21 protein-coding genes and 1 pseudogene are annotated in these 21,480 nt (G+C 75.1%); 10 read left to right on the top strand and 12 right to left on the bottom strand.

All coding sequences use genetic code 11. The annotated features are described in order from the left end of the window. Positions 1 to 686 (bottom strand): annotated as a pseudogene (locus tag Sdi02f_RS36610) (protein phosphatase 2C domain-containing protein); the annotation flags it as partial. 289 nt (positions 687 to 975) lie between these two features. On the opposite strand from Sdi02f_RS36610, the gene Sdi02f_RS33175 reads away from it, so the two are divergent. Both Sdi02f_RS33175 and Sdi02f_RS33170 read left to right on the top strand, forming a co-directional pair. Beyond that, a complete protein-coding gene (locus Sdi02f_RS33175) occupies positions 976 to 2,004 on the top strand; it encodes a helix-turn-helix transcriptional regulator (protein WP_108934569.1) in 1,029 nt (342 codons plus the stop codon). A gap of 61 nt (positions 2,005 to 2,065) precedes the next feature. Further along, positions 2,066 to 2,548 carry a DUF456 domain-containing protein gene (locus Sdi02f_RS33170; protein ID WP_030404189.1) on the top strand — a complete coding sequence of 161 codons (483 nt, stop codon included), beginning with the start codon at positions 2,066 to 2,068 and terminating at the stop codon, positions 2,546 to 2,548. On the opposite strand, the gene Sdi02f_RS33165 is transcribed toward Sdi02f_RS33170, so the two are convergent. The 4 genes from Sdi02f_RS33165 to Sdi02f_RS33150 form a co-directional block, all read right to left on the bottom strand. Continuing rightward, on the bottom strand, positions 2,511 to 3,038 hold the full coding sequence (locus Sdi02f_RS33165; RefSeq protein ID WP_108934568.1) for a methylated-DNA--[protein]-cysteine S-methyltransferase: 528 nt from the start codon (positions 3,036 to 3,038) through the stop codon (positions 2,511 to 2,513). The two genes, Sdi02f_RS33170 and Sdi02f_RS33165, sit on opposite strands and share 38 nt — an antisense overlap. Beyond that, positions 3,035 to 4,507 carry a DNA-3-methyladenine glycosylase 2 family protein gene (locus Sdi02f_RS33160; RefSeq protein ID WP_051783655.1) on the bottom strand — a complete coding sequence of 491 codons (1,473 nt, stop codon included), beginning with the start codon at positions 4,505 to 4,507 and terminating at the stop codon, positions 3,035 to 3,037. The genes Sdi02f_RS33165 and Sdi02f_RS33160 overlap by 4 nt, the downstream gene beginning before the upstream one ends. 21 nt (positions 4,508 to 4,528) lie before the next feature. After that, positions 4,529 to 5,641, bottom strand: coding sequence for a ribosome small subunit-dependent GTPase A (gene rsgA / locus Sdi02f_RS33155; protein ID WP_108934567.1), 1,113 nt, complete (start codon positions 5,639 to 5,641; stop codon positions 4,529 to 4,531). 256 nt (positions 5,642 to 5,897) lie between these two features. Next, the gene (locus Sdi02f_RS33150; protein ID WP_030404185.1) at positions 5,898 to 7,217 is read right to left on the bottom strand and encodes a radical SAM protein; all 1,320 of its coding nucleotides are present in this window, start codon (positions 7,215 to 7,217) and stop codon (positions 5,898 to 5,900) included. A 107-nt stretch (positions 7,218 to 7,324) separates the two neighbouring features. Here Sdi02f_RS33150 and Sdi02f_RS33145 point away from each other — a divergent pair, with 107 nt between their 5' ends. Next, positions 7,325 to 8,581: an FAD-binding protein gene (locus Sdi02f_RS33145; protein ID WP_108934566.1), complete on the top strand. Its 1,257-nt coding sequence runs from the start codon at positions 7,325 to 7,327 to the stop codon at positions 8,579 to 8,581. 15 nt (positions 8,582 to 8,596) lie between these two features. On the opposite strand, the gene Sdi02f_RS33140 is transcribed toward Sdi02f_RS33145, so the two are convergent. Continuing rightward, a complete protein-coding gene (locus Sdi02f_RS33140) occupies positions 8,597 to 9,121 on the bottom strand; it encodes a hypothetical protein (protein ID WP_108934565.1) in 525 nt (174 codons plus the stop codon). Beyond that, entirely contained in the window at positions 9,118 to 10,833 is a 1,716-nt protein-coding gene (locus Sdi02f_RS33135) for a PHP domain-containing protein (RefSeq protein WP_055468867.1), read from the bottom strand. The genes Sdi02f_RS33140 and Sdi02f_RS33135 overlap by 4 nt, the downstream gene beginning before the upstream one ends. Positions 10,834 to 10,984: 151 nt before the next feature. Here Sdi02f_RS33135 and Sdi02f_RS33130 point away from each other — a divergent pair, with 151 nt between their 5' ends. Beyond that, the gene (locus Sdi02f_RS33130) at positions 10,985 to 11,566 is read left to right on the top strand and encodes a TetR/AcrR family transcriptional regulator (protein ID WP_031085343.1); all 582 of its coding nucleotides are present in this window, start codon (positions 10,985 to 10,987) and stop codon (positions 11,564 to 11,566) included. Here the strand turns inward: Sdi02f_RS33130 and Sdi02f_RS33125 are convergent. The 5 genes from Sdi02f_RS33125 to Sdi02f_RS33105 form a co-directional block, all read right to left on the bottom strand. Continuing rightward, entirely contained in the window at positions 11,563 to 12,315 is a 753-nt protein-coding gene (locus tag Sdi02f_RS33125; protein ID WP_108934564.1) for an isocitrate lyase/PEP mutase family protein, read from the bottom strand. The two genes, Sdi02f_RS33130 and Sdi02f_RS33125, sit on opposite strands and share 4 nt — an antisense overlap. After that, on the bottom strand, positions 12,312 to 12,782 hold the full coding sequence (locus Sdi02f_RS33120) for a hypothetical protein (RefSeq protein ID WP_031185162.1): 471 nt from the start codon (positions 12,780 to 12,782) through the stop codon (positions 12,312 to 12,314). The genes Sdi02f_RS33125 and Sdi02f_RS33120 overlap by 4 nt, the downstream gene beginning before the upstream one ends. A gap of 77 nt (positions 12,783 to 12,859) precedes the next feature. Continuing rightward, entirely contained in the window at positions 12,860 to 13,519 is a 660-nt protein-coding gene (locus Sdi02f_RS33115) for a response regulator (protein WP_108934563.1), read from the bottom strand. Further along, positions 13,516 to 14,673, bottom strand: coding sequence for a sensor histidine kinase (locus tag Sdi02f_RS33110; protein ID WP_053639025.1), 1,158 nt, complete (start codon positions 14,671 to 14,673; stop codon positions 13,516 to 13,518). Before Sdi02f_RS33110 ends, Sdi02f_RS33115 begins: the two co-directional genes overlap by 4 nt. Continuing rightward, entirely contained in the window at positions 14,670 to 15,512 is an 843-nt protein-coding gene (locus Sdi02f_RS33105) for a CPBP family intramembrane glutamic endopeptidase (protein ID WP_030404176.1), read from the bottom strand. The genes Sdi02f_RS33110 and Sdi02f_RS33105 overlap by 4 nt, the downstream gene beginning before the upstream one ends. Before the next feature lie 161 nt (positions 15,513 to 15,673). On the opposite strand from Sdi02f_RS33105, the gene mmuM reads away from it, so the two are divergent. The 6 genes from mmuM to Sdi02f_RS33075 all read left to right on the top strand — a co-directional run bounded on the left by mmuM (position 15,674) and on the right by Sdi02f_RS33075 (position 21,363). After that, positions 15,674 to 16,588, top strand: coding sequence for a homocysteine S-methyltransferase (gene mmuM / locus Sdi02f_RS33100; protein WP_108934562.1), 915 nt, complete (start codon positions 15,674 to 15,676; stop codon positions 16,586 to 16,588). A gap of 225 nt (positions 16,589 to 16,813) precedes the next feature. Beyond that, positions 16,814 to 17,818, top strand: coding sequence for a DUF4129 domain-containing protein (locus Sdi02f_RS33095; protein WP_108934561.1), 1,005 nt, complete (start codon positions 16,814 to 16,816; stop codon positions 17,816 to 17,818). Continuing rightward, on the top strand, positions 17,815 to 18,396 hold the full coding sequence (locus Sdi02f_RS33090; protein ID WP_051849676.1) for a hypothetical protein: 582 nt from the start codon (positions 17,815 to 17,817) through the stop codon (positions 18,394 to 18,396). Before Sdi02f_RS33095 ends, Sdi02f_RS33090 begins: the two co-directional genes overlap by 4 nt. Next, the gene (locus Sdi02f_RS33085) at positions 18,393 to 19,391 is read left to right on the top strand and encodes an AAA family ATPase (RefSeq protein WP_030404172.1); all 999 of its coding nucleotides are present in this window, start codon (positions 18,393 to 18,395) and stop codon (positions 19,389 to 19,391) included. Before Sdi02f_RS33090 ends, Sdi02f_RS33085 begins: the two co-directional genes overlap by 4 nt. Continuing rightward, entirely contained in the window at positions 19,388 to 20,755 is a 1,368-nt protein-coding gene (locus Sdi02f_RS33080) for a DUF58 domain-containing protein (protein ID WP_108934560.1), read from the top strand. Before Sdi02f_RS33085 ends, Sdi02f_RS33080 begins: the two co-directional genes overlap by 4 nt. Then, positions 20,752 to 21,363: a hypothetical protein gene (locus Sdi02f_RS33075; protein WP_108934559.1), complete on the top strand. Its 612-nt coding sequence runs from the start codon at positions 20,752 to 20,754 to the stop codon at positions 21,361 to 21,363. Before Sdi02f_RS33080 ends, Sdi02f_RS33075 begins: the two co-directional genes overlap by 4 nt. The last annotated feature ends 117 nt before the right edge of the window (positions 21,364 to 21,480 follow it).

Genomic DNA, 21,480 nt, shown 5'->3' with positions numbered 1-21,480 from the left:
GGCGCAGGTGACAGAGGTGGCGGTGAGGACGGCGCGGGCGGTACTTCGGCCCCGGCCGCCGCTCCCCCGGCGGGCCGCCCGTCCCCCGGCTGGACGTCGACGGCGTCGGCCGGTGCCGCGGGGGCGGATTCCCGGGGGTCCCCGGGACGGGCGGCGCCCGTGGCGTCCGGGAGCGCTTCCTCGCGCCGGGCGCTGTCGCCGTCCCCGGCCCGTGGCGGGCGGGCGGGGCTCAACGGGGTGCTGCTCCCCGGGCCGTCGTCACGGGCCGTCGGTGGGCGGGCCGCGCTCGACGCGACACGGCCGTCCAGACCCTCGCCACCGTCCCTCGGCGGGCCCGGGGGACGCGGCGCCCGGCCGGCACCCGGAGGCCCGCCCCCGCCCTCCACCGGACCCGCGGAGTCCCGCAGCCCCCCGGTGCGTGGCCCCGGGATGTCCGACAGGCTCGTCGGGGTCGCCCACCACGGGGCCCGGGGTTCGGGCGGGGCGGGAGCCGGCGGGTCCGCCGGGTTGACGGGGCCGGCGCCCGGACCGCGCGCCACCGTGCCGGACGCCGAGGCGAAGCGGTCGTCCAGGGAATCGGGCGCGGCCGTCGGGCCGGTGTCGTCGGTGGAGTCGTCGTAGAGCTGCCCCCACCAGTCGTCCTCAGGACCGGTGGGACCGGTGGGCCTTCCCCCCTGCTGACTCATGCTCCCGATTGTCCACCGCGGGGGGCGGATGGACAGGGGGCATCGGAAAACTCGGGCGCACCACCGCACCCCCGGGCGGCGTGTCGGGGGAGGCGTCGAACAGTTCTCCGAGGTGGGGTGGCCGAGCGGCCCCACCCCCCACGGGAGGACCGCTCGGCGACGCCACCTTGGCAGAGTGACCAGCGGTACGGCGATGATGTCCGCGGGCGGGTTTACGCCGTGGCCGTTTTCCGCCACGACGGTCCCCGCGGCTTGAGATGATCATGGTTCCGGGGAGGGGCGACGCCTGATGCTGGGAGTGCTGGGGCTGGAGGACACGCAGGAGGCGGCCTACCGGGCGCTGGTGTCGGTGGGCGCGGCCGACGTACCGGATCTGGCGCGGAGGCTGGCGCTCGGCGAGCACGACACCGAGCGCGCGCTGCGCGGGCTGGAGCAGCAGGGGCTCGCCGCCCAGTCCTCGGCCCGCCCAGGACGCTGGGTCGCGGCCCCGCCGGGCGTCGCGCTGGGCGCCCTGCTCACCCAGCAGCGGCACGAACTGGACCGGGCCGAGCTGGCGGCGGCGCTGCTGGCGGAGGAGTACCGCGCGGCGGCGGCCGAGCCCGCCGTGCACGACCTGGTGGAGGTCGTGACCGGCGCCGCGGCCGTCGCCCGGCGCTTCCTCCAGTTGCAGCTCGGCGCGAGCGACGAGGTCTGCGCGCTGGTCACCGACCGGCCGGTGGCCGTGACCGGCATGGAGAACGACGCGGAGGAACAGGCCGCCGGGAGAGGCGTCCGCTACCGCGTGGTGGTCGAACGGTCGGTGCTCGACCTGCCGACCGGCATCACCGAGCTGACCGCCGCGCTCGGCCGCGACGAGCAGGTCCGGGTCGTGGACCGGGTGCCGACCAAGCTGATCGTGGCCGACCGCTCCCTCGCCCTGGTGCCGCTCACCGCGCACTCCTCGGAGCCCGCCGCGCTGGTCGTGCACGCCAGCGGCCTGCTCGAACTGCTCTCGGGCCTCTTCGAGGCGGTCTGGCGGGACGCGCTCCCGCTGCGGCTGGGCACCTCCGGCGTCACCGAGCACGGCCCCGACGGCCCCGACGGCACCGACCTGGAGATCCTCTCCCTGCTGCTCGCCGGTCTGACCGACGCGAGCGTCGCCAAGCAGCTCGACCTGGGCCTGCGGACCGTACAGCGGCGGGTGAAGCGCCTGATGGAGCTGACCGGCGTGACCACCCGGCTCCAGCTCGGCTGGCACGCCTACGAACGGGACTGGGTGGCCCGGGGGGCCAGGGAATCCAGGGCGCCCGAGGAGCCGGGCCGGCTCGGAGACCACTGAGGGGCGGCCCCCGCCACCACGGACTTCTGCGGACCGGGCCCGGCTCCGGCACCCTGGACGGATGGGAGCGTGGGACCTCCTGCTGACCGGCCTGGTCATCGTGCTCGGGCTGTGCGGCGTCCTGCTCCCCGGCGTGCCCGGGTCGTGGCTGGTGTGGGCCGGGGTCCTGTGGTGGGCGCTGAAGGACCCGCAGCCGCTCGCGTGGGCCGTCCTCGTCGGCGCCACGGTCGTCCTCCTGCTGTCCCGCGCGGTGCGCTGGGCGCTGCCGACCCGCAGGAGACGCCGGGACGAGGCGATGCGCCGGATGACGGCCTACGGGGGCGCGGGCGCCGTCCTCGGCTTCGTGTTCCTCCCCGTGCTCGGCGCGATCCCCGGCTTCCTGGGCGGCGTCTACCTCGCCGAGCGCCTGCGGCTCGGGCGGCACGGCGAGGCGATGGCGTCGCTGCGGAGCGCGATGCGCCACGGCGGCGCCGGGCTGCTGACGGAGCTGTTCGCCTGCCTGCTGATCACCGGGGCGTGGCTGGGAGCGGTCCTGGCCGGCTGACGGGCGCGCCCTCCAGGGCCAGCAGCCGCGTCTTGCGGTCCAGTCCGCCCGCGTACCCGGTCAGCGAGCCGTCGGCGCCGATCACCCGGTGGCAGGGGCGCAGGATCAGCAGCGGATTGGCGCCGATCGCGCCCCCGACGGCGCGCACCGCCGGCCGCGAGGCCCCGATGCGCGCGGCGATCTCGCCGTACGTCGTCGTCGCCCCGTAGGGCACGTCGTCGAGGGCGGCCCACACGCGCTCCCGGAAGGCGGTGCCCTCGGCGCGCAGCGGCAGCCGGAACTCCGTCAGCTCCCCGGCGAAGTAGGCGTCGAGCTGCTCCTCGGCCGCCCGGAAGGGCCCGGCGTCGTGCCGCCAGCCGTCCTGGACGCTCCGGCCGCCCTTCTGCCCGGGCACGGACAGGGAGGTGAGCGCGCCGTCGGGGCCGGCGGCGGTCAGCAGCAGCAGCCCGACGGGACTGTCGATCCGGTGCCAGTAGGTGACGGTGGTCATCGGTCGTTCTCCCACTCTCCTGCTGCGCGCAGGTGGTTCAGTGCGTACGAGCGCCAGGGGCGCCAGGTGTCGGGGACGGCGGTGCCGGGCGGCGCGACGTCGGGGTCGCCGAGGGCGCGGGTGCGTACGACGGCGGCCGTACCGGCGTCCAGGCCGGGCACGGCGAGCAGGGCCCGCTCGGCGTCGTCCCGGTCGGCGCCCGGGTCCAGGCGTACGGTGCCGTCGGCGAGGGCGGCGGCGAGCGCGCCCGCGGTGCCCTGCGGCGCGGCCTCGGCGAGGACGGCCGGTTCGGGGAAGAGGTGGGTGAGGGTGCCGCAGGGCGCGTCGAGCGTCTTGCCGTACCGCTGCACCAGCCGCTCGGCCTCCGCACGGCCCACCAGGGCCCGCACCGCGAGTTCGTCGGGGTCGGCGGTGCCCGGTGAGCGCAGCCCGGGGCGGGCGGCGACGAGCGGGGCGAGCCGGGGGTCGGCGCCGAGCCGCTCGTCGACGGCGCAGGGGTCGGCGTCGAGGTCGAACAGCCGCCGCAGCCGCTGGACGGAGGTGGTGAGGTCGCGCAGGTCGGTGAGGTGGAGGCGGGCGTCGAGCCAGCCACCGCCGCCGGTGCGCGGCCTGCCGGGCCGTTCCTGGACGGCGACGATCCCGGTGCCGTACGGCAGGCGCAGGGTGCGCCGGTAGACGCGGTGGCCGGGTGCGCCGCTCACCTCCTCGATCCCGGCGACGGCCTCGCGTTCGAGCAGGTCGAAGACGGGGCCGGGCTGGTAGGGGCCGCGGTGGGCCAGGCGCAGCGGGACGCCGGCGGAGGGGGTGGCGGTGCGCCGGGCGGCCCGGTCGCGGGCCGGGGCGGCGGCGCGCAGCTCGCTCGGGGTGGCCGCGTACACGGTCCGGATCGTGTCGTTGAACTGCCGCACGCTGGCGAATCCGGCGGCGAAGGCGATCTCGGTGACCGGCAGGCCGGTGGTCTGCAGCAGGACGCGCGCGGTGTGCGCCCGCTGGGCGCGGGCGAGGGCCACGGGTCCGGCGCCGACTTCGGCGGTGAGCTGGCGCTGCACCTGGCGGACGCTGTAGCCGAGGCGGCCGGCGAGTCCGGCGACGCCCTCGCGGTCGACGACGCCGTCGCCGATCAGCCGCATGGCCCGGCCGACGACGTCGGCGCGCACGTTCCAGTCGGCGGAGCCCGGCACGGCGTCGGGACGGCACCGCCGGCAGGCCCGGAAACCCGAGCCCTGCGCGGCGGCGGCCGTCGCGAAGAACCGCACGTTGTGCCGCTTCGGGGTGACCGCGGGACAGCTCGGCCGGCAGTAGATGCCGGTCGTCTCGACGGCGAAGAAGAACGCGCCGTCGAACCGGGCGTCCCGGCTCCGCACGGCCTCGTACCTGAGGTCCTCGTGGGTGTGCTCGTACTGCGCTGTCTGTCTCACGTCCTCCAGTCTCCGCCAGTCCGGACCACCGGACTGGCGGAAATCGGACATCACGTGGGGGCGGCCGCCGGCCTAGCGCAGACCGCCCCGCTTGGCCTCCATCGCCGCCTTGCCGAGGGCGCCCCTGCGCTTGAACTCCTTGCGGATCTCGGCCCGCAGCCGGGCGTCGGTCTTGGCGACGATGCGCTGGTTCTCCCGCATGAGCTTGCGGTAGCTCTCCAGCCGCCGCCCGGGCAGCTCGCCGCCGTCGATGGCGGCGAGGACGGCGCAGCCCGGCTCGCTCTCGTGGGCGCAGTCGTGGAAGCGGCACCCTTCGGCCAGCTCCTCGATCTCGGCGAACACCTGCCCGACCCCGCTGCCCGCGTCGAAGAGCCCGACGCCCCGCAGCCCGGGGGTGTCGATCAGCACTCCCCCGCCGGGCAGGGCGAGGAGGTTGCGGGTGGTGGTGGTGTGCCGGCCCTTGCCGTCGACGTCGCGGACGTCCTGGACCCCCATGACGTCCTCGCCGAGCAGTGCGTTGGCGAGGGTGGACTTGCCGGCGCCGGACTGTCCCAGCAGCACGGCAGTGCCGCCGGAGACGACGGCGGCGAGCACGTCGAGCCCTTCCCCCTGCTCGGCGCTGACGGACAGCACCGGCACACCGGGCGCGGCCGTCTCCACGTCCTGGACGAGGTACGCCAGGGTCACCGGGTCGGGCACGAGGTCGGCCTTGGTGAGGACGACCAGGGGCTGCGCCCCGGATTCCCAGGCGAGGGCGAGGAACCGTTCGATGCGGGCGAGGTCCAGCTCGGCCGCGAGCGACACGGCGACGATCGCGTGGTCGACGTTGGCCGCGAGGATCTGCCCCTCGGACCGCTTGGAGGAGGTGGAGCGCACGAAGGCGGTGCGGCGCGGCAGATACGTCCGCACGTAGCGCGGGGTGCCGCCCTCGGGGTCGACGGCGACCCAGTCGCCGGTGCACACGACGCGCAGGGGGTCGTGCGGCGTGACGAACGCGGTGTCGGCGCGCACGACGCCGTCCGCGGTGACGACGTCGCACTGCCCGCGGTCGACCCGGACGACCCGGCCGGGCAGCAGCCCCTGGGCGGCGTATTGCGCGAACGCGTCGGCCCAGTCCTCGTCCCAGCCGTGGGCGGCGAGGGCGGAGTGGGCGTGCGGGAACGAGGTGGATGACGTGGAAGTCAAGGGGTGACCCTTCAGGGTGCGGCCCCGGCGCGAGGACTCAGGGAGCGGCTGAGATCAGCCGGCGGCCACGGAGGTGGACTCGATGAACTCCTGGATGCGGGCAGCGCCCGTCACAGTGACAGCCATGGGTCGACACCTCCTCTCGGGATCCCCTGCCGCGGCGGCCGTTGGGGCCGCCGCGCTCGGACATCGCTCACCTTAGACACGCGCCCGGGGGCGCGCCACCGAATAACCGCGACACCCCGGGACCCCGGGCTCAGACCTCCACGGGCGCGTCCGCCGGCAGGCTGTCCATGAAGGAGCTGACCGAGAAGACCGCGTTGCCGGCGCCGGGGGGACCGTAGCCGGGGGGCGAGGAGAGGCCGAAGTCGTCCATGGTCTGGCGGTAGGCCTGGAGCAGGCGGATGTGGTACTCCAGCGGGGCGCCCTGCGGGTTGGCCTTGCCGAGGGGGGTCGTCGGCTCGGGGCACCAGGTGGTGAAGCGGGGCGTGATGCCGTGCGACATGAAGAAGCGCAGGCCCTCGGTGGTGGAGGCGATGGCCTCGTCCACGGTCTTGAAGCCGAAGGGCTCGGCCATCTCGACGCCCGCCACGAAGTTGGGGATGACGTTGCGCGCGCCGAAGACGTCGGTGGAGTCGAGGATGCGCCGGTGCCACTCGTCACGGCCGACGTAGCGCTCCTTGCCGGGGCAGTACATCTTGAACAGGTACTCGTCCCACACCTCGAAGTTGGGGTGGTAGATCTGCACGCCGTAGTCCTTGAAGCGCTGGACGTCCGGCTTGGGCAGGGCCTGGGCGACGACCTTGCCGATCCAGCGGCCGGGGAAGTGCTCCTCGATGGCCTTGGCGTAGCGCCCGTAGAAGTCGGCCTCGTCCAGCCCCTGGACCTTCGAGGTGATCGCGCCGCCGGTGAGCGTGTACGCGGTGGAGATCTTCGCGGTGTCGTACTTGTCGATGATCTCCAGCGCCTCGAGGACCTCGTCGACGTCCTTCACCCCGGTGTACGGCCGCCCTGCCGCCTTGTGCTGGCGCCAGTTGTGGTTGATGTCGCAGTACTGGCACTCCTCCTTGGCGCCGAAGTACTGGCAGACGCGGAAGGCGGTCAGGTAGATCAGGTAGCCCCACTGGATGGTGGGGGCCACCTCCATGACGGACTTCCCGTTGGCGAGCTTGTGCCGGTAGTACTCGGGCATCGGCGGCACGCCGACGTCGGAGATGCGCTTGCCGTCGAGGTAGAGGCCGAGCTGGTTGTGCTCGTCGGCGGCGACGCGGTACGGGGAGGACGGGTTCACCCGGACGGAGACGACGGTGCGGCGCAGGTCGTAGGGGCCGCCGGTGAGGATGATCTCCTCGGGCGGGCGGCGCAGGGCGGCCTCGCCCAGCTCGGGCAGGGTGCCGTGGTCGAAGGAGAAGATGAAGTACGACTTCGGCTTGACCTCGCCGTCCTCGTTGTCGCTGAGCGCGGAGGGGTCGAAGGCGACGCCGCCGCGGAGCAGGTCCTCCTTGAAGACGGCCTCGCGCGGTACGTTCGGGAACCGCTCCATCAGATCCTCGACCAGCGCGGTACGGCTGTCCATCCCGTGTCTCCTCCCAGCTCCGGCGTTCGACTTCTCACGGTATGCCCCCGCGGGAGCGGCTTCCCGCCCGGGTCCCCCTCCAGGCGCGCCGGGTAGGTTTCCGCGATATGAGCGACATCACGGTGACCAACTGGGCCGGCAACATCACGTACGCGGCCAAGGAACTGCTCCGGCCGCACTCCCCACAGGCGCTGCGGGCCCTGGTGGCGGACAGCGCCCGGGTGCGGGTACTGGGCAGCGGGCACTCCTTCAACGAGATCGCCGAGCCGGGTGCGGAGGGCGTCCTGCTGTCGCTGGCGGACCTGCCGGCCGAGGTGGACGTGGACACGGCGGCCCGTACGGTGCGGGTCGGCGGCGGGGTCCGGTACGCCGAGCTGGCCCGGGCGGTGCACGCGCGGGGCCTGGCGCTGGCGAACATGGCCTCGCTGCCGCACATCTCGGTCGCCGGGTCGGTGGCGACCGGCACGCACGGCTCCGGGGTGGGCAACGGTCCGCTGGCGTCGGCGGTGCGCGAGGTGGAGCTGGTGACCGCGGACGGTTCGACCGTGGTGCTCGGGCGGGACGACGAGCGGTTCGGCGGCGCGGTGACCTCGCTGGGCGCGCTGGGCGTGGTGACCTCGCTCACGCTCGACGTGGAGCCCGCCTACGAGGTCGAGCAGCACGTCTTCGCCGAACTGCCGCTGGCCGGTCTGGACACGGCGACGTTCGAGACGGTGATGGCGGCGGCGTACAGCGTGAGCCTGTTCACGGACTGGCGGGCGCCGGGATTCCGTCAGGTGTGGCTCAAGCGGCGCACCGACCAGCCGCTGCCCGACTTCCCGTACGCGGCGCCCGCCGCCGAGAAGATGCACCCGGTGCCGGGCATGCCCGCGGTCAACTGCACGGAGCAGTTCGGGGTGCCGGGGCCCTGGCACGAGCGGCTGCCGCACTTCCGCGCGGAGTTCACGCCCAGCAGCGGTGCCGAGCTGCAGTCGGAGTACCTGATGCCCCGCGAGCACGCCCTGGCCGCCCTGCACGCGATGGACGCGATACGCGACGTGCTCGCGCCGGTGCTGCAGACCTGCGAGATCCGCACGGTCGCCGCCGACGGGCAGTGGCTGAGCCCGTCCTACGGCCGGGACACCGTGGCCGCGCACTTCACCTGGGTCGAGGACACGGCGGCGGTGCTGCCGGTGGTGCGGCGCCTGGAGGGGGCGCTCGCCCCGTTCGCGGCGCGCCCGCACTGGGGGAAGGTGTTCACGACCCCGGCGGGCGAACTGCGCGCGCTCTACCCCCGGCTGGCCGACTTCCGGGCGCTGGCCGGGTCGCTGGACCCGGCGGGGAAGTTCGCCAACGCCTTCGTGCGCGGGGTGCTGGCGGGCTGAGCACCCCGCGCGGGGTCAGTGGTCGGCGCAGCAGGGCGTCGGGGCGGGGTCCTCGAACGGGACGAGGGTGCCGCCCGCCGCGGGCATGGCGGCCAGGACGAGACGGCCGTCCTGCCAGTGCGGGCGGACGTGGTCGCGGGTGTCGAGCCGGGTGTCCGGGCTCGGCTCCTCCGGTGTGCCCAGGACCGTCACCCGGTCGATCGCGCACCGGGCGAGCAGTTCGGCGAGCGTCAGCGTGCCGGTGGCGCGGTCCGCGCCCGGGTAGAGGACGGCGCGGCCGGCCTCGTCCCAGGCGCCGTCGCGGATCCGGTACCCGCGGGCGGTGAGCCGGTCCCGGGCGGTGCGCAGGACCGGCTCCGCCTCGGCGGCGAGGGACAGGGCGACCCGCGGGCGGTCGTCCCGCACCAGGTGCGTGCAGCCGAAGACGCCCTCCGGGAGGGCGAGTTCGACGGCGAGCACCTGGAGCAGGCGGTCGGCCTCGCGCAGGGTCCTCGCGTCGGTGTCGATGCCGAGGACGTACGGCGCGGCGGGCGGGGTCACGAGGGCAGGACCCAGACGGGGTTGGAGTAGAACCACAGGTCGCGCCACGGGTCGGCGTCGCCCACGACGTCGATGGCGGGGCCGGCCGGGTCCACCTTGGCGCCGCGGGCGCCGACGGCGGAGCGGTTGCCGTCGGTGCCGCGGGTGCGGAGGTAGACGGGGCGGTCGACGCGGCCGAGGTCGTAGGTGAGGCGGACGGTGCCGCTGTCCTTGTTCACCTCGTTCACCTCGTACGACTTGACGACGCGGGCGGTCGGCTCGGTGAAGGTGTCCTTGTCGGCGACGGGGCCGGTCACGTCGCCCTGGATGACGTCCACACGGGCCAGCTTCGGCACGAACCCCGCCCAGTTGGGGCCGCCGGCCAGGGCGACGTCGACGGAGAGGGTCACCCGGGTGCCCTTGCGGACGTGCAGGGCGCCGCCGAGCGTGGCCCAGCGGCCGCCGCCCGAGACGCGGACGTCGAGGCCGCTGACGAGCTGTCCGTGGTCGACCCAGATGCGCCCGGCGCGGATGCCGTCCATGACGGCGGCGTAGGAGAAGCCGTCGGAGCCGACGTGGGTGCGGCTGTACTGGCCGGGCCAGAAGTCGTTCTGGGTGATGTCGATCCGGCCGCCGTACACGGGGTCGTCGTAGCGGCCGTTGGCGTTGAAGTCGCCGCCGCCGCGGGCGCCGGTGTCGGCGTAGACCTGGTGGGAGTCGGAGTTGGCGGTGATCCACCAGGGACGGCCCTCGGCGATGAGGCTGTCCCACAGGCCGCCGACGGTGGCGGTCATCCAGTCGAAGCCGCCCCAGGTGCGGTAGCTCTCCAGCGGGTAGCCGGCGAAGGAGTTGGCGCTCGGGCTGCCGTCGTAGATGCCGCGGGCGCCGCCGGGCCCGAGGGGCTTGGGCAGGCCGCCCGCCTGGTGGCCGGGGGCGCCCTCGAAGCCGACGGCGATCCGGCGGCCGGGGGAGGTGGCGTCGCGCCAGGCGCGGATCTCGTGCGGGGAGTCGATGCCCTTGCGCGCCGGGTGGTTGGCGAGCATGAGGGCGTCCTTGACCTTGCGCCGCTCGACCTGGTCGGCGAGGAAGGACAGCCCCGCGACGGCGAGGGCCTCGTTGGCGGGGGTGGAGTCGGTGGCGCCCTTGACGCCGCCGTCGTAGTCGGTCTCGAACTGCTTGAGGACGGAGACCTCGTGCTTGCCGGGGTGCACGAACACGGTGCCGTGCTCGGCGGCCGGGATGTTCCACTCCAGCCCCTGGAAGACGAGGGTGTCCTCGTGGGCGTCGCGGGCCTCGCGGATGTCGGGGTTGACCTTCTCCACCCCGATCCTGGCGTGGGTGGCGCTGCCGTGGTCGGTGATGACCAGCCAGTCCATGCCGTGCCGGGCGCCCTGGCGGACCTGGTCGACGACGCGGTACTTGCCGTCGCTGCTGTACTGGGTGTGGATGTGGTGGTCGCCGGCCAGCCAGAGGAAGCCCTTGGAGCGGCGGCCGTTGCCCGCGGCCCGCGCGGGCGCGGCGGTGGCGGTCTGGGCGAGGACGGTACCGGCGGCCAGTCCGGCGCCCAGCAGGCCGGCCCGGCGCAGCAGCCCGCGCCGCGACTGCTGTTCGGGGCTCAGGGCCTCGTCGGGGACGTTCGTGTCGAAGGCGGCGGGCAGGGCCGGTGCGGTGGCGTGCTCGTGGTCGTGCGGGTGTGCGTGGTGGTGGTGACCGTGCGGGTGTCCGTGCCCCATGTGTGTTCCTCCCGGATACCGCCGCCGTGCGCGGCTCCGAGGAGAATCGACGCGGAAGGTGAACGTTGAACGACTATCGGGTGAGCCGTGCCCTCCGCCCGGCCTGCCCTAGCATGAAACCTAGGAATCCTAGGCTGCAGGAAGGTGGCCCATGCCCCGAGCGGGCCTTACCACGGACCGCGTCGTCGCCGCGGCCGCCGACCTCGCCGACGAGACCGGGTTCGAGGCCGTGACCGTCTCCGCGCTGGCCCGGCGCCTCGGGGTGAAGGACGCGAGTCTGTACACGCATGTGCGCGGACTGCGGGACCTGCGGGAGCGGATGGCGCTGCTGGCCGGCGGCGAGCTGATCGAGGAGATCGCCGAGGCGGTGGCCGGCCGGGCCGGGAAGGAGGCGCTGGCCGCCTTCGCGGGCGCCTACCGGGCGTACGCCCTGCGCCACCCCGGCCGCTACGCCGCGACCCAGATCCGCGTCGACCAGACCCGGGTGGCCGGCTCCCCCGCCCTGCGCCGCACCGGCGAGATCACCTACGGCATGCTGCGCGCCTACGGCCTGGGCGAACCCGACCTCACCGACGCCGTACGCCTGCTGCGCTCCACCTTCCACGGGTACTGCGCGCTGGAGGCCTCCGGGAGCTTCGGTGCCCCGCGCGCCGTCCAGGCGTCCTGGGACAAGGCGGTCGACGCCCTGCACGTGGCGCTGGAGAACTGGCCGCGGGACGGGAGCGGCGGTTAGCCGGTCAGCGCGCTCACCTCGTCGTACGTGGGCGCCGGGCCGCCCGGGTCCCGGCCCGCCCGGATGCCGGCGGCCGTCTCCAGGGCGGCGCCCAGGGCCCTGCGGTACAGGAGCGAGCCGAGGCTGACGCGGCTCACCCCGAGGTCGGCCAGGTGGGGCAGGGCGGGCCCCGCGGGCGAGTGCAGGACGTTGAGGGGGACGTCGAGACGGGCGGTGAGGGACGCGATGCGGGCGGGATCGGTGAGGCCGGGGACGAAGACGCCGTCGGCGCCGGCCTCGCGGTAGGCGTCCAGGCGCCGCAGGGTGTCGGACCAGTCGCCGTCGCCCGACCAGTACGTGTCCGTACGGGCGTTGACGAACAGGCCGGGGGCGGCCCGCCGTACCGCGGCGATCTTCGCGGCGTGCCGGTCCGCCGGCCCCAGGGCGTCCTCCAGGTTGATCCCGACGGCGCCGACCGCGGCCAGGTGCCGCGCCAGCTCCCCCACCTCGGCGGGGTCGTCGCTGAACCCGCTCTCCATGTCGACGGAGAGCAGGAAGGGGCCCGAGCCGAGGGTGAGGGCCAGCCTCAGTGTCTCGTCCCGGGTCGCCGCCGCGCCGTCGGGCAGGCCGGCCGCCGCCGCGACGCCGAGGCTGGTCGTGCCGACGGCGCGGAACCCGAGTCCGGCGAGGGCGAGCGCGGAGGCGTGGTCCCAGGCGCACGGCAGGAGCAGGGGCTCGCCGGGCCGGTGGAGTGCGGCGAACGCGGTCACGACAGGTCACCCACCGCGTCGGCGTAGTACACGGACTCCGAGACGTGGGCGGCGAGTTCGCGGAAGCTCCAGCCCTCGCCGGGCGAGTGGTCGAGCTGCTCGTCGGTGAGCGCGTCGAGGCGGTGGGCCCAGATCCGGGCGAGCCGGGTGAGGCGGCTGCGGGCCTCGTCCAGGTCCTCGTCGGTGAAGCGGGCCCGGTCGGCGTCGGTGGTGACCGTCGAGGCGTGCCAGTGGTCGGGCTCGGTCGCCTCCCCCGCCAGCCGGGCCTCCAGTTCGGCGAGATGGTCGACCAGGTGGTCGGCGACCCGCCGGATCGCCTTGTGCGGGGTGTAGACGCGGCCGTCGACGTGCGCGGGCCGCCCGTCCCAGGCGGTCCAGGTGGCGGCCAGGGCGAGGACGTGGTCCACCGCGCCGGTGACGGCGGCGGCGGGCGTGGGAGTGCTCGTGGCGGTGGGCGTGTCGTTCATGTCCCGCACGCTAGGCGCCGGTCGTTTCGGCGCCGGCCGAAGTGTTCCGGGCGGCACCCCGTCGACGCCCCCGCGCCTCAGGTCACCAGTCCGTGCCGGTAGGCGAAGACGACCGCCTGGACGCGGTCGCGCAGGTCGAGCTTGGTGAGGATGCGGGAGACGAAGGTCTTGACGGTCTCGGGGCTGATCACGAGGGCCGCGGCGATCTCGCCGTTGGACAGGCCGTCCGCGATCAGCCGCAGGACCTCCATCTCGCGCGGGGTGAGCGGGATGTCCCGGGCGGTGCCCTCGGCGGGACGGATGCGGGCGGCGTAGCGGCCCACGAGGCGGCGGGTCACGTCGGGGTCGAGGAGCGCCGCGCCCATGGCCACGGTGCGGATGCCGTGCAGGAGCCGGTCGGGGGGCGCGTCCTTGAGCAGGAAGCCGCTCGCGCCCGCGCGCAGCGCCTCGTAGACGTACTCGTCGAGGTTGAACGTCGTGACCACGAGCACCTTGACGGGGTGTTCCACCCCGGCGCCGGCCAGCAGGCGGGTGGCTTCGAGGCCGTCGAGCACCGGCATGCGGATGTCCATCACCACGACGTCCGGGCGCAGTTCGCGGGCCAGGTCGACCCCGGTGCGCCCGTCTCCGCACTCGCCGACCACCTCCAGGTCGGGCTGGGCGTCGACGATGGTCGCCAGACCGGTGCGGATCAGTGCCTGGTCGTCGCAGATCACGACCCGGACCGGTGTGCTCATGCCCCGCTCCCCCCGGGTATCCGGGCCCGGACGACGAACCCGCCGCCCGTCGGGCGCTCCGTGCTGAACTCGCCGCCCAGGACGTCGACGCGTTCCCGCAGTCCGGCCAGGCCCCGCCCGCTGCCCCCGGGGGACGCGGCCCCCGTGCCGGAGCCGTCCGTGCCCACTTCCACCGTGATCTCTCTTTCTCCGTGGTGCACCAGGACCGAGGTCTTGGCGCCGTGGTCGTACTTGAGGGCGTTGGTCAGGGCCTCCTGCACCACGCGGTAGGCCACGAGGTCGGAGCTTCCGGTGGCCGTCGCCGGGGTGCCCTCCTCGGTGAAGTCCACGGGCTGTCCGGCCCGGCGCGTCTGCTCGACCAGGGTGAGGACCCGGCCGACGGGGGGCGTCCGGGGCTCGGCGGTGCCGTGGTCCGGGTTGAGCAGGTCGAGCAGGTGCCGCAGGTCGGTGATGGCGCGGCGGCCGGTGTCGCTGACGGCGGCCAGCGTCTCGTCGAGCCGGTCCGGGGCGGCGGTCAGATAGCGGGCCGCCTCGGACTGGACGACCATCGCGGTCACGTGGTGGGTCACGACGTCGTGCAACTCACGGGCGATGCGCGCCCGTTCGGCGTTGCGGGCGTCCTCGGCGACCCGGCTGCGGCGCTCGGCCTCCGCGGCGCGGGCGGAGCGCATCCACGCGCCGATGCCCCACGTCAGGGCGAGCAGCAGGTAGAACGTCACGTACTCGACCGGCGATTCGTCGCCTCCGCGCTCGTTCAGCCCCACGGCCAGACCCACGTACGCCAGGGTCGCCACGACCTGTGCCGAGCGCCGGTACTTCTCCAGGTAGGCGCCGGCGCTGATCAGTGCGACGGGGAGCGCGGTGCCGGCGAACAGGTGGTAGCCGCGCAGTTGGTCGAGGGCGAAGCCCAGCGAGACCAGGGCCAGGCAGACGAGTGTCCACCGCCGGCGCACGGCCAGGGAGAGGCCCTGGAGGGCGGCCGCCACGACGGTCAGCGCGTCGGCGGGGCGGGTCGGCAGTCCGCCGAGGTCCGTGCCGTGACCGCGGAGCGCCGGCAGCAGGGACCCGACGAGGAACAGCACCCCGAGCGGGAGGTCCCGGACCGTGACGTCGAGGCGGCGCCACCGCTCCAGGGACCTTCGGCGATCGATCACCGGGGAAGTGTAGCGGCGGAGTTGACGTCCGCGGCACGCCGCCGGGAGCCGAACGGCACGATGTTCCCGCGCCGGTGCGCCAGCCACAGGAACACCAGCGTGAGCAGCGCCCCGAAGCCCACCGAGTACACGCTGCCCTCGGGGCCGAAGTCGCCGCCGGTGAGGAGCTTCGGTCCCGACATCGTGGCGTCCAGCAGGCCCTGGCTGCTGCCGTTGCCCGAGACGACGGTGCTGAAGACGCCGCCCGCGGCGAAGTTCCAGCCGAAGTGCACGCCGATCGTCAGCCACAGGTTGCGGGTGGCGGCGTACGCGGCGGCGAGCATGAACCCGGCCTCGATGGCGATGGCCACGGCGCCCCACAGGGTGGCGTCCTCGTTGAGCAGGTGCGAGAGCCCGAAGACGAGGCCGGTCAGACCCAGCGCGAGGTAGGTGCCGATGTGCTCCTCGATGATCCGGAACAGCACCCCGCGGTACACGATCTCCTCCGTGACGGCGGCCCCGGCCATGAAGCCGACCAGTCCGATCGCGCCCTGCACCGAGCCCACCCCGTGGACGTCGTAGTGCCCGGAGGTGAAGAGGTTCGTGATGACGGCCGCGAACATCCCGGCGCCGATCAGCACACCCCAGCCGGCCTTGGCGACGGCGCCCTCCCGGGCCACGTCCAGGGCCTGCCGGCGCTCGGTCCGCCGTACCACCCAGGCGTACACGAAGACCATCAGGGCGGACGCCGTGAGGCCGACGACCAGGGTGAGCCAGTCGTTGTCCTGCACCGCCTGGATGGCCGCTCCGCTGAGGGCGTAGGCCGCCAGCACGGCCAGGAACTGCCAGACGAATCTCACGGTAACTCCTCGTTCGGGCCCGGGACTTCGGTGCCCCGGGCGACGACAAGGACGCTACGGACCGGGCGGCCGGAGATCGTCACCTCACGGTGGACACCTGCCTGTAGCTCGCACGGGGGACAAGGCGCCCCGGCACGGGGCGACGACGTAGCCTCAAAGGCATGACCAGCGACTTCGCCGACGCCCTCGCCGCGGGCCCGCTCGTGCTCGACGGCGGGTTGTCCAACCAGTTGGAGGCGGCCGGGCACGATCTGGGCGACGAGCTGTGGTCGGCCCGGCTGCTCGCCGAGGACCCCGAGGCGATCACGCGGGCCCACCTCGCCTACTTCGAGGCGGGCGCGGACGTGGCCATCACCTCCAGTTACCAGGCCACCTTCGAGGGCTTCGCCCGGCGCGGCATCGACGGGGAGCGGGCCGCCGAACTGCTCGCGCTCAGCGTGGAGGCGGCGCGGGAGGCGGCCCGCCGTGCGCGGGCGGGAGCGCCGGGCCGCCGGCTGTGGGTGGCGGCGTCGGCGGGCCCGTACGGGGCGATGCTCGCGGACGGCTCCGAGTACCGGGGACGGTACGGCCTCGGCGCGGGCGAACTGGAGCGCTTCCACCGCCCCCGACTGGAGGTCCTGGCCGCGGCCCGTCCCGACGTCCTCGCGCTGGAGACGGTCCCGGACACCGACGAGGCGGCGGCGCTGCTGAGGGCGGTGCGCGGGCTGGGCGTGCCCGCGTGGCTGTCGTACACCGTCGCGGGGGACCGCACGCGCGCCGGTCAGCCGCTGGAGGAGGCCTTCGCCCTGGCCGCCGACGCGGACGAGGTGGTCGCGGTGGGCGTCAACTGCTGTGCTCCCGAGGACGTGACCGGCGCGGTCGAGACCGCCGTCCGCGTCACCGGGAAGCCGGTCGTCGCCTATCCCAACAGCGGGGAGACCTGGGACCCGCGGGCCCGGGCGTGGCGGGGGCGTTCGCGGTTCACCCCGCGGCTGGTGCGTCGCTGGCGGGCGGCCGGGGCCCGGTTGACCGGGGGCTGCTGCCGGGTGGGGCCGGACGTGATCAGGACGATCGCGTCACCGCCCTCGTCACCCTGACGGACGGCCACCACGGAACGCCCGTGACACCGTCACGGCGAGCACGCCGACGGGGGCACGCCGCCGTCCCGCGCCGCACCGGCCCGGCCCGCCTGCCCTTGCCCTGCCCGCGGCAGCCACCCACCGCGCGGCGGACTCGCCCTGGGGCGGCGGGTGCGACATGTGCCAGGATGGCACTGAACAGGCGTTCGGGGGCGACGGGTTCGGCGGGGGGGCGTGGACGGCATGGCGGACGGGGAGCGGACCGGACACCGCGCGGCGCCGGGGGCGGTGGTCGCCGTCGGAGTCGTCGCGGCGCTCGCGGTCGCCGCGCTCGTGCTGCGGCCCGAGGAGGGGCTGCTGCACTCGGGCAGGGGACCGCTCGGCCGGATGGGCTTCGTGACGATCCTCGCGGCCGGGGCCTGGACGCTCGGTGTCTGGACGGTCGTCCGGGATCTCCGCCACCGGTTCGGCGCCGGCCGTCTTTCCCTCCCCCCGCGCGAGGAGCGGCTGCGCGACGCCGCCGCGCGACTGCTGTTCGCCGCGGCGGGCGTCGTCGGCGTCCTGGCCGTCGTCCTGCACCGGTTCTCCACCGGCGGCGGCACGACCGGTGCGCCGCCGGCCCTCGAGACGGAACCGGCGCCCTTGCCGTCCCTCGCCGTCACTCCCCCGCCCCCACGGCCCCCGCGAGAGCCCTCGGAGCACTCCGCCCTGCCGGTGTACGCCGTGCTCGCCGTACTGGCCGCGGTCGTCGTCGTCCTCGTCGTGGTGGCCGTCGTACGGCGGCTGCGCCGGTTCGGGCTGAGGGTGCCGCAGCGCCCCGGCACGGCGGGCGCCGTGGCGGGGGACGACGACGCGCGGCTGCTGCTGTCCGCCGTGGACTCGGGCCGCCGCGCCCTGGCCGGCGCCGACGACGACGCCCGGGCGGCCGTCATCGCCTGTTACGCCGCGATGGAGGACGCCCTGGTGGCGTCCGGCGTACCGCGGCACGCTTCCGACAGCCCCGCGGACCTGCTCACCCGGGCGGCCGACGCGGGCTTCGCCCCGGGCCCGGCCGCTCCGCGCCTCACCGCCCTCTTCCGCGAGGCCCGTTACTCCTCGCACCCGATGGACGGCACCCACCGCGAGGCCGCGGCCGCCGCCCTGGAGGAGATCGCCTCCCTGCTCCGCGACGCGGGAGCGGGAGCGGACACGGGAGCGGACACGGGCGCCGACACCGGCACGGCTCCGGCCCCGGAGGCCCGGCGATGAACCGGTCCGCGGAAGGAGCCCCGCGCAGGGGACCGGACGTGTTCACCCTGCGCCGGCTCGGAGCGCTCGCGGGCGCGGTCGCCGGCTCGGGCGTCCTGCTCGTCCTGCTCCTGGACGGCCCGGAGGCGGCGGGCGCCCTGGTGGCGCTGCTCGTCGCCGCGGCCCTGCTGGTCGCCCGGTACGCCGTCGGGGCGGGCACCCTCGACTCCGGCCACCGGGACGAGGTGCGGCTGTTGCAGACCCGGGTGCCGGGCATGGGCGAGTGGCGCCGGAACGTGGTCACCTCCACCGGACCCGACGGCACCGCCTACTACCGCGCGGTGCTCCGGCCCGAGCTGCGTCACCTCTACGCCGCCGTGCTCGCCGAGCACCACCACGTGTCCCTGGAGCACCAGCCCGAGCGGGCGGCCGAGTTGATCGGCCCCGACCTGTGGCCGTGGCTGGGACCCGTGCCGCCGGGCGCCGGATCCAAGGGCGAGGTGCCCGTCGACGTCCTGCGCCGTCTCGTCGACCGGCTCGAAGCACTGGGCACACCCCGCCCCCGTGACCCCCGTACAGGTAAGGACGAAGCGAAGTGACGACTGCCTCCACGCCCGGGCTCCGCACCGCCGAACAGGTCGGCGAGCAGGCCGGTGCCGTACTGCGCGAGATCGGCCGTGCCGTCGTCGGCAAGCCGCAGGCGCTCGAACACGTGATGCTGGCCGTGCTGGCCGGCGGGCACGTCCTGGTCGAGGACCTGCCGGGTCTCGGCAAGACGCTGCTCGCGCGCTCCTTCGCCACCACGCTCGGCCTGGACTTCCGCCGCATCCAGTTCACGCCCGACCTGCTGCCCTCCGACGTCACCGGCACGCCGCTGTACGACCAGCGCACCGGCGAGATGGTGTTCCACCCCGGCCCGGTCTTCACGCACCTCCTGCTCGCCGACGAGATCAACCGGACGCCGCCCAAGACGCAGGCGGCGCTGCTGGAGGCGATGGCCGAGTCGCAGGTGACGGTGGACGGCGCGACCCGGCCGCTCGCCGACCCGTTCCTGGTGATCGCGACCGCCAACCCGGTGGAGTACGAGGGCACGTACTCCCTCCCCGAGGCCCAGCTCGACCGGTTCCAGTTGCGGGTGCGGATGGGGTACCTGGCCGCCCGGGAGGAGCTGGCGATGCTGCGGGCCCGGATCGACCGGGCGGCGCCCGAGGCCGTGCTCGAACCGCTCGCGGGACCGGACGACGTGGTGGCCTGGCGGGCCGTCGTGGAGCGGGTGGAGATCGACGACGACCTGCTGGAGTACGCCGTCGCGCTCGTCGGCGCGACCCGCGACCACCCCCGCATCAGCATCGGCGCCTCGCCGCGCGGCGGACTCGCCCTGGTCCAGCTCGCGCGCGCCCGCGCCGTGCTGGACGGCCGCGACTACGTCGTCCCGGAGGACGTCAAGGACCTGGCGGTGCCCGCGCTGGCCCACCGGGTGTCGCTGCGGCCGGAGATGTGGGTGCGCGAGACGTCCACGGACGACGTGCTGCGCGAGATCGTCGACAGCGTCGGTACGCCGACCACGCGGCGTACGGCCGCGGTGCCGTCGTGACCCCACCCGCGCCGGTCCCCGCTGCCGCCGCCCCTCGGCCCCGGCCGAACGCGGCGGTGGTGCGCGCGCTGGAGGGCCGTACCTCCCCGGCACAGCCGCCGTCGCCGCCGCCCGGCGGGCCGCGGCCGGGCGAGCGCACGCTGCGCCTGCTGACCGTGGCCGCGGTGGCGCTGGCCGCCGCGCTGCTCTTTGGCCGGGCGTGGCTGCTCGCGCTCGCGGCGGCGCCGCTGGTGCTGCTCGCCCTGGCGCTGCCCCGCGCCCACGCCCGCCGCGTCGAGACGTCGGTGACCGTCGAGCCGAGGCGCTGCTTCGAGGGCGACACGGTCACCGTCCGCATCGAGGTGGCCCACGACGGGGACGCGGTACGCCTCGACCCCGGGGTCACGCTCGGCCCCGGCCTGCGCCTCGACGACGTGGTCGTCGGCCGCTCCTCGGTGACCCTGCGTCACACGGCGCTGACCTGGGGCCGCTGGTCGCTCGGCCCCGTGGACCTCGACGTGTACGACCCCGGCGGCACCGTGCGCCGCACCGTGCGCGTCGAGGCCGCCGAGGTGTCCGTGTTCCCGCACCCCGCGCAGGCGAGGTTCACGCCGATCCCGGTGCGGCTGCCGCAGCGGCTCGGCGAGCACGCCACGCCGCAGTCCGGGGAGGGCGTCGAGGTCATCGGGGTGGGGCCGTGGGTTCCCGGGGAGCGGCAGCGGCGCATCCACTGGCCGTCGACGACCCGGCGCGGGTCCGTGCAACTGCACCGGTTCGCCGCCGAGCGGGCCGCCGACACGGTGATGCTGCTCGACGCGTTCGGGGACGTCCTCGACCCGGTGACCGGCCTGTCCTCGCTGGACGAGACGGTACGCGCCGCCGCCGGGCTCACCCGTGCCTACCTGCGCACCCACGACCGGGTGGGGGTCGTCTCGACCGGCGGCACCACCCGCTGGCTCGCGCCGGGCACCGGGGACGCGGCGTTCTACCGCATCGTCGAGAGCGTCCTCGACGTCCGCAAGGACCGCAGCTTCGGCGGGGACGGGCTGGAGCGGGTCCCGCCGCCCGCGCTGCCGGAGGGCGCGCTCGTGTACGTGTTCACGCCGCTCAGCGACGCGCGGATCCTGTCGGTGCTGCGTGACCTCCAGGCGCGGGGCCGCCGTCCGGTCGTCGTGGAGATCCCGAGCGGCGACCCGCAGGTGGAACCCGGCGACGAGGCGGGCGCGTTGGGCCTGCGCCTGTGGCGTGCGGAGCGCGACGCGATGCGGTTCGCCCTGCGGGACAGCGGGGTGCCGGTGCTCCGGCGCCCCGCGGGCGAGTCGTTGGACACGGCGCTGGCGCCGCTGCTGTCGGGGCGGGTCGGCGGGAGGGGGCGCGCGGGATGACGGCACGGGACACGCGGGTGGGCGTCCGGGAGTACCTGGACTACTGGATCGGCACCCTGCCGGTCCGGGTCGTCGCGGTGGCGGCCGTGGTGACGGCGTGGCGGCCGTGGGCGACGGTGACCACGGCCGGGCAGGCGGTCCTGCTCGGCTGCGCGGTCGTCGTCGCCGCGTGGGCGGCGCCCGCCGTGGACCAGCGGCCCTCGCTGCACGTCTTCTGGTGGACCCGCCGGCTGCTGCGCCAACGGACCACGCTGCTCGCCTGTGCCGTCGTCGTGATCGCGGCCTTCGCGGACCCGCCCCGGTGGGAGGGCGCCGGTGTGGTCGTGCTGCTGGTCGCCTACCTGGTGACGAGCGAGACGTGGCCGTGGCGTTGGGGACGCGGGAGGGCCCGCGTCTGGGCCGAGGCGGTCGCGGCCTGTGCGGGAGCGGGCGTCGTGGTGGGCGCCGCCGCGGTTCCGGTGAGCGGGACGGGTTCGGGCCTCGGGCGGGTCGTCGCCGCCGGGTCGGTGGTGGCCCTCGCGGTGTTCGGCGGCGGGGTGTTGCGTGCCCGGTGGCGGGACGATGCCCCGGAATCCTCCGCCCCGGCGCCCGAAAGGGCAACGGAATAGGCCCGTGAGGCACCGGGAGAAACCCCTTCCCGGAGGCGCCCGGAAAGCCGTTCCCCAATTCGGTCGCACAACATTCACACCCCGTCGATTTCCGTCCCGGCCGTTCATATGACGGCT

The organism is Streptomyces ardesiacus (genome assembly GCF_003112575.1).
Classification (GTDB): domain Bacteria; phylum Actinomycetota; class Actinomycetes; order Streptomycetales; family Streptomycetaceae; genus Streptomyces; species Streptomyces ardesiacus.
Note: the sequence above shows the minus strand (reverse complement) of the source record. Positions and strands in the feature narration are given on the sequence as shown.